General features: G+C 34.4%; 13 protein-coding genes. 12 read left to right on the top strand and 1 reads right to left on the bottom strand.

Annotation, left to right across the window (positions count from 1 at the left end; genetic code table 11):
• From HMPREF0367_RS09025 to HMPREF0367_RS09015, 3 genes are all read left to right on the top strand, one after another.
• A partial coding sequence (locus HMPREF0367_RS09025) for a putative PEP-binding protein (RefSeq protein ID WP_035403546.1) occupies window positions 1–1,244 on the top strand: 1,244 nt, incomplete at its 5' end.
• A gap of 301 nt (window positions 1,245–1,545) precedes the next feature.
• On the top strand, window positions 1,546–2,022 hold the full coding sequence (ybaK, locus tag HMPREF0367_RS09020; RefSeq protein ID WP_022356039.1) for a Cys-tRNA(Pro) deacylase: 477 nt from the start codon (window positions 1,546–1,548) through the stop codon (window positions 2,020–2,022).
• Window positions 2,023–2,075: 53 nt separating this feature from the next.
• A complete protein-coding gene (locus HMPREF0367_RS09015; RefSeq protein ID WP_035403543.1) occupies window positions 2,076–3,368 on the top strand; it encodes an alpha-amylase family glycosyl hydrolase in 1,293 nt (430 codons plus the stop codon).
• A gap of 28 nt (window positions 3,369–3,396) precedes the next feature.
• Here the strand turns inward: HMPREF0367_RS09015 and HMPREF0367_RS09010 are convergent, their stop codons facing one another.
• A complete protein-coding gene (locus tag HMPREF0367_RS09010) occupies window positions 3,397–5,484 on the bottom strand; it encodes a glutamine synthetase III family protein (protein ID WP_022356041.1) in 2,088 nt (695 codons plus the stop codon).
• Window positions 5,485–5,617: 133 nt separating this feature from the next.
• On the opposite strand from HMPREF0367_RS09010, the gene HMPREF0367_RS09005 reads away from it, so the two are divergent.
• The 9 genes from HMPREF0367_RS09005 to gltA all read left to right on the top strand — a co-directional run.
• Window positions 5,618–6,796: an AI-2E family transporter gene (locus tag HMPREF0367_RS09005; RefSeq protein ID WP_015535243.1), complete on the top strand. Its 1,179-nt coding sequence runs from the start codon at window positions 5,618–5,620 to the stop codon at window positions 6,794–6,796.
• Between the two features lie 14 nt (window positions 6,797–6,810).
• Window positions 6,811–7,755 (top strand): helix-turn-helix transcriptional regulator, encoded by a 945-nt coding sequence (locus HMPREF0367_RS09000; protein ID WP_035403539.1) that lies wholly within the window; start codon window positions 6,811–6,813, stop codon window positions 7,753–7,755.
• 120 nt (window positions 7,756–7,875) lie between these two features.
• Window positions 7,876–9,255, top strand: a complete 1,380-nt coding sequence (locus tag HMPREF0367_RS08995; protein WP_051335241.1) for a DUF2779 domain-containing protein — start codon at window positions 7,876–7,878, stop codon at window positions 9,253–9,255.
• Window positions 9,248–10,216, top strand: a complete 969-nt coding sequence (locus HMPREF0367_RS08990) for a hypothetical protein (protein ID WP_035403532.1) — start codon at window positions 9,248–9,250, stop codon at window positions 10,214–10,216. Before HMPREF0367_RS08995 ends, HMPREF0367_RS08990 begins: the two co-directional genes overlap by 8 nt.
• Window positions 10,217–10,559: 343 nt before the next feature.
• The gene (locus HMPREF0367_RS08985; RefSeq protein WP_248660681.1) at window positions 10,560–11,099 is read left to right on the top strand and encodes a flavodoxin family protein; all 540 of its coding nucleotides are present in this window, start codon (window positions 10,560–10,562) and stop codon (window positions 11,097–11,099) included.
• Between the two features lie 437 nt (window positions 11,100–11,536).
• Window positions 11,537–12,265, top strand: coding sequence for a FadR/GntR family transcriptional regulator (locus tag HMPREF0367_RS08980; protein WP_035403525.1), 729 nt, complete (start codon window positions 11,537–11,539; stop codon window positions 12,263–12,265).
• On the top strand, window positions 12,262–13,236 hold the full coding sequence (locus HMPREF0367_RS08975; RefSeq protein ID WP_035403522.1) for a Gfo/Idh/MocA family protein: 975 nt from the start codon (window positions 12,262–12,264) through the stop codon (window positions 13,234–13,236). The genes HMPREF0367_RS08980 and HMPREF0367_RS08975 overlap by 4 nt, the downstream gene beginning before the upstream one ends.
• A gap of 65 nt (window positions 13,237–13,301) precedes the next feature.
• Window positions 13,302–14,144 (top strand): sulfide/dihydroorotate dehydrogenase-like FAD/NAD-binding protein, encoded by an 843-nt coding sequence (locus HMPREF0367_RS08970; RefSeq protein ID WP_035403519.1) that lies wholly within the window; start codon window positions 13,302–13,304, stop codon window positions 14,142–14,144.
• Window positions 14,144–15,396 (top strand): NADPH-dependent glutamate synthase (gene gltA, locus HMPREF0367_RS08965; protein ID WP_035403516.1); only part of this gene is annotated, 1,253 nt, incomplete at its 3' end. The genes HMPREF0367_RS08970 and gltA, both read left to right, overlap by 1 nt.

Raw genomic sequence — 15,396 nt, 5'->3', positions numbered from 1 at the left:
GTATGGGTACATGCTGTGTATCTGGTTGTGGCGATATCAAAGTAAACGAAGAAGAAAAATACTTTACAGTTAATGGATTGAAATTCACAGAAAATGACTATATCTCTTTAGATGGAAGTACAGGTAATGTATATGGCGAAGAAGTTCGCACTGTTCCAGCTAAGATTGTTGGTGATTTTGAGACATTTATGTCTTGGGCTGATGAATTTAGAAAATTAAAAGTACGTACAAATGCAGATACTCCAAGAGATGCGAAAAAAGCATATGAATTTGGTGCAGAAGGTATTGGTTTAGTTCGTACAGAACATATGTTCTTTGATGGTGATCGTATCAAAGCAATTCGTGAAATGATCGTATCTAAAACAGTAGAACAACGTGAAAAAGCATTGGCTAAATTATTACCAATGCAACGTGGTGACTTTGAAAAAATCTATGAGGCAATGCATGGTCTTCCAGTAACGATTCGTTACTTAGATCCACCTTTGCATGAATTCCTTCCAACAGAAGAAGAAGATATCATCGCATTGGCTAATGAAATGAATATGGGCGTCGCAGATTTGAAAGCCGTAATTTCAAACTTACATGAATTTAATCCGATGATGGGACATCGTGGCTGTCGTTTAGCTATTTCTTATCCTGAGATTGCTAAGATGCAGACACAGGCTGTTATCGAAGCTGCTATCAATGTAAATGAAAGAAAACCACACTATCATATCGTTCCTGAAATCATGATCCCACTTGTTGGAGATAAGAACGAACTTGCCTATGTTAAGAAAATCGTAAAAGAAACAGCCGATCAGATTATCGCGGATAAAGGCGTTGAACTTACATATAAAGTTGGTACAATGATTGAAATTCCTAGAGCTGCTGTATTGGCAGATGAAATTGCTGAAGAAGCAGAATTCTTCTCATTTGGTACAAATGACTTAACACAGATGACTTATGGATTCTCTCGTGATGATGCAGGTTCATTCTTACAAGACTACTATGATAAGAAAGTTTATGAACAAGATCCATTTGCTCGTTTAGACCAGAAGGGTGTTGGAAAATTAGTTAAGATGGCTGCTACATTAGGTCGTCAAACTCGTCCAGATATTAAATTGGGCATTTGTGGTGAACATGGTGGAGATCCTTCATCTATTGAATTCTGTCATAAGGTAGGATTGGATTATGTTTCTTGTTCTCCATTCCGTGTACCAATTGCACGTTTAGCTGCTGCGCAGGCTGCCATTCGTAATAAATAATGTTCTAAAAATCGTCTAATTTTAGGCGATTTTTTTTATCATTTTTGGCATAAAAATGAAGGTTGATATATCAACTAAAATTTCTTAAATTTTTAGTGGATTTTTTTTAATTTTAGATTTAAGATATCATCAAAATAAGGGGAGAATTAAGGGGGATATGTTTGACAATTTGATGGTAAAAATCATCATTGTCCTAGTATTTTTTATAATGGTTTTCTTTATATTGCCATTAGATATTTTTACTTAGGCATGATGAAAAGACTGTATTTTACAGTCTCTTTTATTTTGGAGGATATGCGGTATGAAAATAAACAAAACAAATGCTATGCGTGAATTAGATAAACATAATATAGAATACGAAGTATTGACGTATGATCATGGTAAAGATGCTGTAGCAGGGGATGTGGTTGCCAGTATGTTGGATGAGGATCCAGAAAAGGTATTTAAGACCTTAGTTACACAGGCAAATACCAAAGAATATCTTGTCTTTATGCTGCCGGTTGATCATGAACTGGATCTAAAAAAAGCAGCTGCTTTAGCTGGTGTTAAAAAAGTAGAGATGATTCCTGTAAAAGATATCACAAAAATTACTGGATATGTCCGCGGTGGCTGTTCACCTTTAGCCATGAAAAAAAAGTTTAGGACGCATATCAATGAATCAGTATTAAACAAAGACTTTATTTACTTTAGTGGTGGAAAGATTGGTTTACAAATCAAATTAGAGCCAATGAAGATAATTCAATTATTAGATATTCAGGTTGGGGATATTATCAAGTAAACCATTTTGAAAACCCTTACAAATATGGTACACTTATGTTTGAGGTGATTTTAATGTGGACAGATAATAGTGTGTTGTATCAAATATATACGCTAGGTGCTTTTGGTTGTCCTTTTGAAAATGATAATGTTTTAGAGCATCGTTTTAAAGATATTGATTTATGGATAAATCAATTAAAAGACTTAAATATTGATGCTGTATTGTTCAATCCGATTTTTCAATCACATTCTCATGGATATGATACGATTGATTATTATACGATTGATAATCGTTTAGGGGATAATAAAGATTTTAAATACGTGAGTTCACTTTTACATAAGAATGGGATCCGCATTATTTTAGATGCTGTATTTAACCATGTAGGAAGAGGATTCTTTGCCTTTGAAGATGTCTTAAAAAATCGTGAAAATTCTCATTATAAAGACTGGTTTTACATTAATTTTTATGGCAATAGCGCCTATGATGATCATTTAAGTTATCAAGATTGGGAAGGAAATCAAAATCTTGTAAAACTAAATCTGGAAAATCCAGAAGTTGTAGAATATATCATGAATGTTGTTCAGTTCTGGAAAGATGAATTTGAGATTGATGGATTGCGTTTGGATGTAGCTTATTGTCTTGATCAAAACTTTTTAAAAACATTACATTCTAGGCACCATGATTTGTTTTTAATGGGTGAAACGCTGCATGGCGATTATAATATGTGGGTAAATGATCAAATGTTAGATAGCTGTACGAATTATGAATGTTATAAAGGGTTATATTCTAGTCTGAATTCTTATAATCTTTTTGAAATCATGCATTCTTTGCATCGCCAATTTGGAAAAGATAACTGGTGTTTGTATCGTGGAAAACATCTAGTGTGCTTTGTTGATAATCATGATGTACCAAGAATTGCGACTCAGCTACAAAATGAAAACCATTTACCATTGATTTATGGTTTATTGATGACCATGCCAGGAATTCCTTGTATCTATTATGGAAGTGAATGGGGAATCAAGGGACAAAAGAATTGGAACGATACCGAATTAAGACCGCATATTACGCATTTTGAAAACAATGAATTAACAAAGAGAATCAAACGATTGATTGAAATCAAACATGAACATAGTGCACTTCATACAGCAAATTTTGAACAGATTGTCTTGAATAACACATATTGTATATTCAAACGAAATAGCGAAGAGGAAACTTTATATATTGCCATAAATATTTCCAATGAGCCAGTTGCTTTTAATTTGGATCTAAATGGTGAATATGTAGATTTGATTGATGAGAATCGTCTTTCAATTGATCATGTGCTAGAAATGCCGGCTTATTCATTAATGATTTTAAAGGCAATTTAAAAGGACACATTGTTGTGTCCTTTTGTATTTATAAGATTGAACCAAATAACATATCGTTATAATCAGGAATAGGCCAGTCGTTTTTTGATACATTGTTTTCGATGGTATCTGTTAAAGCACGAATGGCATCCATCAAAGGTAAAAGTTCATTTGCAGCAAAATTAGCGGCTTCTCTAGCACCAGAATGGGATTTTTGAATCAATTCTTCTAATTTTTCAAGATGCTTATTTACAATTTCCAATGGTGTATTGATATTAAACAATAATTTTTCTTCCATTGGAGAAGTAATTCCACTAGACTTCTTGGTTTGAATAATTGTTGCCAGTTTGGACTCATATTCAAATACAGCTGGTAGGATCTGTTTTCTTAACATATAAGACATTGTTTTTGCCTCAATCTCAATAACTTGATAGTAGTTAGTCAATAAGATGTTTTCACGCGCATGAAGTTCATTTGGTGTATAAACGTTGTGTTTTTCAAATAATGCTAGGTTTTTTGGATCCGTATAGTGAGGCAATGTTTCTGCCGTATTCTTTAACTCAAGCAAACCTCTTGATAAGGCTTCTTTTCGCCATTCAGGAGAATAACCGTTTCCTGAGAAGATGATGCGTTTATGCTCCTTGATTGTTTTTCGAATCAGGCGAATGATTGCATCGTTTAATTCTTCTTCAGAATAACATTCAAGTTCATCGGCAAACTGTGTCATTTCCTCTGCAACGATTGTATTTAAAATCGTGTTAGGGCAGGAAATATTGATTGCACTACCTAACATTCTGAACTCAAACTTGTTTCCAGTAAAGGCAAACGGGCTTGTACGGTTTCTGTCTGTTGAGTCTCTTGAAATTGGAGGTAATGCAGAAACACCAAGTTCAAGTTTTTTATTAATTGTATCGATATATTCATCGCCTTTTTCAATAGCTTCCAGAATAGCGGTCAATTCTTCACCTAGATAAATAGATATAATAGCTGGTGGAGCTTCATGCCCACCTAAGCGGTGATCATTTCCCGCGGTTGCGACACTAACTCGCAATAAATCCTGGTATTCATCCACAGCTTTAATGATGGCAACTAGAGTAATCAAAAAACGAATATTGTCTTTTGGAGAGTCACCAGGTTCAAGCATGTTTTCACCTTTGTCAGTTGAAAATGACCAGTTGTTATGTTTACCTGATCCATTAACGCCGGCAAATGGTTTTTCATGTAATAGACAAACCAGGCCATGATGATTTGCAACTTTTTGCAAAATTTCCATCGTAATCTGGTTTTGATCATTTGCCAAATTTACTGGGGAATAAACAGGAGCAATTTCAAACTGGCAAGGAGCCACTTCTTTATGTTCTGTTTTGGCATATACACCTAATTTCCAAAGTTCTTCATCAACTTCTTCCATATAGGCTTTAACACGTTCTTCGATATTTCCAAAATAGTGATCATCTAATTCTTGTCCTTTGACAGGATCTGTACCAAATAACGTTCTTCCAGTAACCATTAGATCTAAACGTTTTTTATACATCTCTTTATCAATTAGAAAATACTCCTGTTCAGGTCCAACGGTAACTGTAATGTTTTTGATGTTATGACCCATAATGTTATATAAGCGAACAGCCGCTTTGTTTAAAGCATCTATTGATCGCAATAATGGGGTTTTCTTATCCAAGGCACTTCCGTCATAAGAACAGAAAAGGGTTGGGATATATAATGTCTTGTCTTTGACAAAGGCAAAACTTGTTGGATCCCAAGCTGTATAACCACGAGCTTCAAATGTTGCGCGTAAACCGCCACTTGGAAAGCTTGAAGCATCTGGCTCACCTTTGATCAATTCTTTACCTCTAAAATCACTAATAACCGAATTAGGTCCGGTAGGTGTAATAAAAGCATCATGTTTTTCAGCTGTGATTCCAGTCATAGGTTGGAACCAATGTGTATAATGCGTAGCACCTTTATCCATTGCCCAATCTTTCATTGCGTTGGCAACAATATCGGCAATTTCACGAGGAAGTTCCTGCCCTTTTTCAATGACACCAATCATTTGTTTGTATACAGCATGAGGCAGGTATTTTTGCATTGCACTTGTACTAAAGACATCACATCCAAAATATTCATCAACTATTTTCATCAGCGTTCTCCTTTATTTATACCCTTAATTCTAACACTGTTTATTTGCATGAGTAAACAAAAAGATAAAAAATGATTTATTGTTTCTGACTAGTTAATAGAGTAAAATAAAACATATATAAGTGGGTGATCAAATGTTTAGAGTTCCAAGACAATATAAGGATAAAGAAGTATTATATCGAAGAGTGATTTTATTTGCCGTGGTTCTGTTAATGGTTGTTTTATATTTTGAAAAAATTTTGCAGGTTTTATTATATATTTTATCAATTTGTATGCCATTTTTATTTGGTGGTGGACTTGCCTTTGTATTTAATATCATTGCAAATAATTTAATGCGTGCCGGAAATATCTTATTTAAGATTGAAGAGCGTAAAATTTATCGTGTCATCGCAAATATTCTATCCATTGTGATTGTTTTAGCTTTGTTTTTAGGCTTTGTTTTTTTGCTGGTTCCTCAGATTTTTGCTTCCTTGGAAACAATCATCAATAATCTTCCTGAAACTTTAAACTCTTTCTATCATTGGGCATATCGTACTTCCAGTTCGATTCCTTCTTTACATAATTGGATTCAGGGGTTAGATTTAAATGTCTTAGATTTTGATAATTTATCAAACTGGTTCAATGATTTTATCAACTGGATTTTTTCTGGTGGAGCAAACAATATTTTTGGCTCTGTGTACCAAGTTATCTCTACGACATTTTCAATTGTACTTTCAACCTTTGTTGCCCTGATGTTCTCTATTATTGTTTTATTCAATAAAAGTACGGTTGTTAAAGAATCCAAAGGTTTGTTAAGAGCGTATATGCCAGATGATATTTATGAAAAAACATTGCATGTACTACGTTTAATTGCCCGCACTTTTACACAGTATATAGGTGGGACATGTACCGAGTGCATCATTTTAGGCACTTTGGTAACAGTTGGTGCAACGCTATTGAATATACCTTATGCTACTCTAGTAGGAATCATTGTTGGTGTTGGGGCTCTTGTTCCAATGTTTGGTGCTTTGATTGCGGCTATTATTGGAGCTTTATTTGTAGCTACAGAATCGGTGCAGTCAGCTGTTTATTTTATGATCATGTTTATTTGTATCCAACAGGTAGAAGGAAACTTTATCTATCCAAATGTAGTTGGACGTTCTGTTGGCTTCCCTCCAATGTATGTAATCGTGGCAGTAACAGTAGGAGCAAGTTTAGGTGGTATCTTAGGAATTATAATTTCTATTCCTGTCTGTTCATGTATTTATCAACTTGTCAAAGAAGATGTTGTCATGCGTTTGAAAGTTAAGAAACATTCTACGACTAGTAGTTGAGGGTAGGAAGATTTATGAATCGTAGTGCAATATGCATCAAGATGTTGATGCTACTAAAGGCAAGAGGGAAGATGAATACATTAGAACTTGCCAAAGAGTTAGAAACAAATCCTAGAAATATACGAGAGTTTAAAAAAGAGTTGGTTACTGCGGGTTATAATATACAAGAAGTAAAAGGAAGATATGGTGGATATTATTTAGATGAAGATTGTTTGTTTCCATCCTTGAAATTAACAAAAGATGAAATTGACGCCTTAAATGAATCAAGAGGAATCGTTGATTCTCATCCTGAATTTGTAGGGCGTGATTTTTTTCATAGCGGTTTAGATAAAGTCTTATGTGCAGATAAAGATACTAAATCTATGATGCACTATTATGTAAATCAGACTGGTTTGGCACTTTCTTTGCAAGAATATAACATGGTTCAAACGGTACAGTTGGCAATGGACAGGAAGCAAAGCGTAGAAATCTCTTATCAGACTTTATCACAAAAAGATGTTTCAACATTTTTGTTGGATCCGTATGAAATCATTCATTATAAAAATGCGTATTATGTGATTGGATTTAGTCATAAACGAAATGAATATCGCACCTATCGTTTTTCTATTCAACGCATGAAACAATGTAAATTGACGGATAAACGATTTTTACGCGATTCTTCCTTTAATGTTGCGTCTTTTATAGGAAAAGAATCATTGATAAAGGCAAGTTTTATTCGTTTTGAGATCTTGGTCAAGACGGAATTTATTCGTATGTTTAAAGAGCAGTACTGGGGCTTGGACTTTAAAGAAATCAAGAAGAATGATGGGATTCTTTGCACATTTATGGCTGAAGATCCCAATAAAATCTATCAGCAACTTTTCTTGTTTCAAGATAAGGCAAAGCTTGTTGCTCCCTTAGAAAATAAAAATGAATACTGTAGGATGGTGAAAGATATTTTGCATATGTATCAAGAGTAAGATAAAATAAGTAAGGTGAAAAGAATGATACATGTAAGTGATTTGCTCAATTATAAACGTTGTCCCAAATACTGTTGGAATAACGTTCATAGAAAACATCCCTTTGAAGGCTTTTACCATATGGAAAAACCTTTTAGTGATTACTGGAAAGAATATTTAAATATACAAAATGCTCCTTGTGGTCAGGTTGGTGACACCAATGAAGATACTTTAAATCTATTAAAAAATAGTGATGTAGTATGTTCAGTTCGTTTTGAGTATAGAAATTGTCGTACCCGGATTCCTGTTTTGATGAAAATGAAAGATGGGTATAAAGCTATATATCCACATTTAAGTGCTTATCCAAAAGAATCCGAAGCGCAATTGATGAAAATAAATATACAGATTGCCCAAAGTGCTGGTGTACATATTACAAGTAATGAAATCATCTATTTGAACAAAGAGTACATTCGAAAAGATTATTTAGATTTAAACGAATTCTTATTACGCAGTGATCATTTATTTAATCGGCGTAATAAACCATCTAAAACAATTGATGAGTGTATGGAACAATATGATTTTGATTTAGATGAATGGATCGATACGGTTCAAACATTGTTAGATAGTCCAGAGTTTACATTGGATCGTTCCAAAAAGTGTACAACAGGAAGAAGATGTTCTTATTACGATGATTGTTTTGATGAATCCAAACTCCCAGACGATTCTATCTTATTTTTGACGACATCTTCACATAAGCTACAAGCCTATGCCAATGGAATTCGACGTATATCGGATCTAGAGCCGAAAGATATCGAAGGATTTAAGCTGCAATATGCACAATATATGGCAAGTAAACATGGCATATTTTATGATAAAGCGGCTTTAAAAATTTGGACATCCATGATTCAATATCCAATTTCATATCTTGATTTTGAATGGGATACCTTTGCAATTCCACCATATGAGAATATGAAAGCATTTGACGTTCTTTGTTTTCAATATAGCCTGCATATTGAAGATGTGAATCATAATTTGAGTCATCATGATTTTTTTGATACAGCCGATTGTCGTGAAAAGTTTATTCTTTCTTTATTAGAAACTATTCCTAAAAAGGGTAGTATACTTGTTTATAACATGGAAGGTGCGGAAAAACTTCGCTTAAAACAACTTGGCGAACAGTTTCCCAAATATAAGGAACAACTTGATCAAATATGTGATCGTATGATTGATTTATCTAAACCGTTTGAATGTGGATTGTTTTATGATAATCGTATGCGGGGACATTATTCTTTAAAGAAAGTGTTACCGGTTTTTACTGATGAATACTCATATCATCAATTATCCATTCAAAATGGATTAAATGCAGTGTTTACTTACAGAACTTTTGATTCAGCTTTACCGGAACAAAAACAAGTGATTCGACAGGAATTATCAAACTACTGCAAGATGGATACTTTTGCGGAATATGTTATATTTCATGGTCTAGAAAAATATCTTAAGGAGGATGATGTAAATGCCTAATATTATCACACATATATTATTTACCGATGATGTATATGAAAAATTGGATGATCCTAAATATGATTTTCTAGAATCTAGACTTCAATTGATGGAAGTTGGAGGAAATGGACCGGATTTTTTGTTTTTCCATAATTTGAATCCAACCTCATTTATGAAAAAAACACCTTTAAGAAAAATTGGGAATGAAGTTCATTCGCACTCTATTAATGATTTTTATGCAAGCGCTGTTGCCTCCATACAAAAAGAAAAAGATCCAGAAATTCGTCAGGATATGATGACATATACTTGTGGTCACCTTTGTCACTGGGCCTTGGATAGTATCGCACATCCATATGTGTTTTATCGCACGGGTCGTTGTACAGGAAAGAGCAGCTGGTGGCATCATCGTTTTGAATCGTTGATCGATGCGATCATGTTAAAGGTGAAAAACGATTGTACGATCTCAGATTTTAAAGCTTATGAAACATGTGAAGTAAGTCTGGAACAAGCACGTGCCATCGCAAGAATCTATGTTCCTGCGATTCGAAATGTATATAAAGTAGATGTACTTCCACACCAGATCTTAGAAAGTTTAAATGACTGGTGTTTTGTCGAAAAGTTATTCTATGATAAAAAGGGAACAAAATTTAAGATCTCACATTCTTTTGAAAAGGTGTTGCGCACAGAAAGTATGATATCTGGTTTTTTTGTTCCAGATGAACCAGAAGATCCATTTGATACGATCAATCTTTTACACAAAGAATGGGTGCATCCTTGTGATGATACGATCAAGAGCACAGAGAGTTTCTTTGATTTATATGATCGCGCCATGCTTCGTGCCGTTGAAGCCATTCAATTGTTTTATGAGGCATGCCAGGATCCAGATACATTACAACCATTCTTAGATTATCTAGGTGATAGAAGTTATGATACTGGTTTATCTGAATCAAAGGAAATGAAATTTTTCGATTTGGTTTATTAAAACGGGAGCTTTAGCTCCTTTTTTTGACTGAGAGTGGTTGTCAAGATCTTTTGACATGCATGTCAAAGACTTTAGATTTTCTCTTTGGTTTGATTAAGTTTTAGCAAAATAGAATAATAAATAATTTTACCTAAGGTTAAAGTCTCAAGGAAAATCAGCTTAAAAAAATTTTTGTATAAAAGCATACGATACCGAGCTATAGAATATTAGAAATAATTCTTGAAACTTCTGTTTACATATAGAAAAAATATAGCTATTATAACGAGAGATACTGCATAAAAGAAGTAGAATATTTTATAGAACTAACGGTGTTTTTTTTTTCTGCTTGATTAACAAAAGCTTATTGGCTATCATAATTCGTATTATTTTCGAGGAACTCGAAAAAGAAGTAATATCCACAGAGCTTATCCAACTTCCAGACGTACATATTAAACCATGTAGGATTACACAGGGTAAAGACCGTCTGGCATGTATGGGAAAAGACAACTGCGTTTTTAAAGATGATGATTTTTATGAAATTTTTGAAAAGATAAAAGAGGCGGATGGATTGATTTTAGGATCTCCTGTTTATGGTGCTGATATTAGTGCAGAGATGAAAATCTTCCTTGACCGTTTGGGACTAGCGAGCATTGGAAATCCAGACGCATTACGTCATAAGCCGGGTGCTGCTGTTTGCGCAGTTCGTCGTGCTGGAGGTATGAATACAGTGAACACAATGAATAATGTCATGCTGTTTCGAGAAATGTTCCTTGTCGGCTCTACTTATTGGAATATGGTTTATGGCAAAGATATAGGAGATGTTCTTAAAGATGATGAGGGTATGGCTAATATGAGAAATATTGGTCAAAACATGGCATGGCTTATCAAGCAGTTATGGAAATAAGGACATTATGTCAATATAAAATTCTCTAAACATAACAGTATAAAAATCGCTGAGTAAACCACTCGTAGAACTGCGATATGAATACATTGGTAGTTGTTTTTAGTTTAAAAGGTATTTTCTTATGTTGTGCAGTCTTAATAAGTAAGAATGTATTATCACATCTTATTTTCATTTCAATCCAGGTTATTTAGGCTGTTTTGTTGAATTGGTGATGTTACTTCCTTGTTTTTTGCAGAAGGCAAATAAAGTTTTATTAAAACAAAACGATGTAATAACATATTTCTTGATTTAGAATGTGTTTTATAAAATATATTAATCGGTTTATAAGACATAAATTGAGATTTCTTAAGTGAATTCTCAGTTTTTTTATGTTGACGCGAATAAATAAAGTGATATAATTGGTATAACCAAAAAGGTTATACCAATTAGGAGGAGACATGGATCTAAAACAAAGTGCCCGAGATCTTGCAATCGAGTATTTGCTGCAAGAAATAAAAAAAGGAAATTTAAAAGCTGGGGATAAATTATTGAATGAAAGAAAGCTATCAGAAAATTTAGGGATCAGTCGTGTTCCATTGCGGGAAGCAATCTGTACTTTGTCCACTTTAGGTATATTGGAAGCACATCAAGGGGATGGTACATATGTCAGTGATTCTTATTCAGAGATTTTTTCTAATATTATAAAAAAATATGGAATATTTGATCGTTCCATGATTGATGAAGTATTTGAAGCTCGTTCATTATTTGAGGCGGATGCTGCTAGACTTGCTGCTAGAAACCATACAGAAGATGATCTAGTTAAACTGGAACAAGCTTTAAAAAAACATGAAAACGCATTAACAGATTATTATGAGGGAAAATTAAAGGATAAAGATATGATGGAGCTGGATACAGAGATTCATCTAGGAATCGCAGCATCATCACACAATAATTTCATTTTAGAAATTGTAAAATCAATTCGTTATGTTACTCTGCAACAAGATTATTTTAGTGGACAATATACACTGGACCATGAACATTTTAAAAGATCTAGTATCATGCATCGTGAAATATTCAATGCGATCAAAGAGAAAAATGAAGATCTTGCGTATAAAAAGATGCAGGAACATATAAATGAGATACGTTTAGCTTTGGATATAGAATCAATAAGGAGGGACATTAAATGAAAGAGTTAAACTGGGTTAGTTTAGGGTGTGGCGTAATTGCACATCAGTTGGCACAGGCTATGCAAAAGGATGGAAGAAAGTTATACGGCGTGGCCAATAGAACATATTCAAAAGCTATAGACTTTGCCAAAGAATATGGTATTGAAAAGGTGTATGAAAATATCGATGATGTTTTTGAAGATGAGAATGTAGATGTTATTTATATCTCAACACCACATAATACGCATATAAATTTCTTGAAAAAAGCCTTAGCCAACAAGAAACATGTGCTTTGTGAAAAATCAATTACATTGAATATTGATGAATTGGAGATGGCAAAAAAACTGGCTGAAGAAAATGGTGTGATCTTGGCAGAAGCTATGACTTTATATCATATGCCTCTTTATAAAAAGTTATATGATCTAACTCATTCAGGAGCCCTTGGAGAGCTAAAAATGATCCAAATGAATTTTGGAAGTTATAAAGAATATGATATGAAGAATCGCTTTTTCAATCCTAATTTAGCAGGTGGAGCTTTATTGGATATTGGTGTATATGCATTGTCATTTGTTCGTTGGTTCATGTCTGAAAAACCAGATCAGATCCTTTCGCAAGTCCGTCTTGCCCCTAGTAAAGTAGATGAACAGGCTGGTATCTTGTTGATGAACTCAAAACAGGAAATGGCTACGATTGCCTTGACCTTACATGCTAAACAACCAAAGCGAGGCATGATTGCCTATGATAAAGGGTATATTGAAATTTATGAATATCCTAGAGCTTGTAAAGCTGTCATAACGTATACAGAAGATAATCATCAAGAAGTAATTGAATGTGGAGATACTAAAGATGCTCTATATTACGAAATTACAGATATGGAACAGACAATTTTGACAAATGAAAATGTCATGCATCTAGATTTTACATATGATGTCATGGACATGATGAGTCAAATTCGTGAAAGCTGCGGATTGAAGTATCCGGAGGAAATGTAAAAATTTTCATAAATTTAAAAAAATTTTCAACATCTGTGATACAATAGACAAAGGTAGGTGAAAATATGTATACAATTTTAAAAAAGGAAGTTTTAAACCCTACAGTTACGCGTATGGTTATCGATGCGCCATTTGTCGCAAAACGTGCCAAGGCTGGTCAATTTATCATTTTGCGTGTAAATGAAGAGGGAGAGCGTATCCCTTTGACGATTGCTGATTCCAATTCTGAAAAAGGAACTGTTTCAATTATTTTCCAAATTGTAGGGAAAACAACTATGTTGTTAAATACACTTGAAGAGGGCGATAGCTTACATGATTTTGTAGGTCCACTTGGAAAGCCTAGTGAAATTGATGGTAATGAAAAAGTATGTATCATCGGTGGTGGTGTTGGATGTGCCATTGCGTATCCAACTGCAAAAGCTTTCCATGAAGCTGGTTCAGATGTAACAACCATCGTTGGTTTTAGAAACAAAGATCTTGTGATCTTAGAAGATGAATTTAAAGAATGCAGCGATGCGTATTATTTGATGAGCGATGATGGTAGTGTTGGTCAAAAAGGTGTTGTTACTTTGAAACTAGAAGAATTGATTCAATCTGGTAAAAAATTTGATAAAGTGATTGCGATTGGACCTATCATCATGATGAAGTTTGTTTGTGAACTGACAAAAAAATACAACATCCCAACAGTAGTTTCTATGAATCCTATTATGATCGATGGAACAGGTATGTGTGGAGGATGTCGTTTACGTGTTGGCGATGAAATTAAATTTGCATGTGTCGATGGACCGGATTTTGATGGACATCTTGTAGACTTTGATGAAGCAATGTCTAGAAATCGTGCTTACATGGATTTTGAAAAACATGAAAGAGAAGAAACATGCAATCTATTGAATAAGGAGGTAGCTTAATGCCGAATATGTCATTAGAAAAAATCGCCATGCCGGTTCAACCAGCTGACGAAAGAATCAAAAACTTTGAAGAAGTCGCTACAGGATATACTGCTGAAATGGCAATGGAAGAGGCAACAAGATGTTTGCATTGTAAACATAAACCTTGTGTCAATGGTTGTCCTGTAAATGTAAATATTCCAGATTTTATTGAAAAAGTAAAAGATGGGGAATTTGAGGAGGCCTATCGAATTATCTCTTTGACTTCAAGTCTTCCTGCCGTTTGTGGACGTGTATGCCCGCAGGAAAATCAGTGTGAAAAATATTGTGTTCGTGGAATCAAGGGTCAAAGTGTTGCGATTGGACGTCTTGAACGTTTTGTTGCGGATTATCATAGAGAAAATAACGATGCACCTTTAACAAAGCCAGAATCCAACCATCATAAAGTTGCTATTGTCGGCGCTGGACCTGCTGGTCTTACTTGTGCAGGTGATTTAGCAAAACAAGGATATGAAGTAACGATCTTTGAAGCTTTGCATGTTGCCGGTGGTGTATTGATGTATGGTATTCCTGAATTCAGACTTCCTAAGGAAATCGTTCAAAAAGAAATATCACATTTAAAAGAACTTGGTGTTGAAATTGTTACTAACTTTGTCGTGGGACGAAGTGACTCCATTGATTCTTTGATTGAATCAGGCTATGAAGCAATTTTTATTGGTTCTGGTGCCGGATTGCCTAATTTTATGAACCTTGAAGGCGAAAACTTAAAAGGTGTATATTCTGCCAATGAATTCTTAACCCGAATCAATTTAATGAAAGCTTATAAAGAAGGTAGTGCTACTCCAGTACAACACCCTAAAAAATGCGTTGTTGTAGGGGGAGGAAATGTTGCGATGGATGCAGCAAGATGTGCAAGACGTCTAGGTAGTGAAGTCCATATTGTATACCGTAGAAGTATGGAAGAATTACCAGCTCGTAAAGAAGAAGTTGAACATGCTCAAGAAGAAGGTATTATCTTTGATTTACTATGTAATCCTGTCAAAGTTCTTGGGGATGAAAATGGTTGGGTCAATGGTATTGAATGCGTGCGTATGGAACTGGGTGAACCAGATGAAAGCGGACGTAGAAGACCTGTCGAAATCAAAGATTCGAATTTTACGATCGATATCGACTGCATGATCATGGCAATTGGAACAAGTCCAAATCCATTGATTCGTCATACAACTGAAGGCTTGGAAGTGAACCGCAAGGGATGTTTTATTGTCGATGACAA

Source organism: Faecalitalea cylindroides ATCC 27803, assembly GCF_000469305.1.
GTDB lineage: Bacteria > Bacillota_I > Bacilli_A > Erysipelotrichales > Erysipelotrichaceae > Faecalitalea > Faecalitalea cylindroides.
This window is presented reverse-complemented; position numbering and strand designations above follow the sequence as displayed.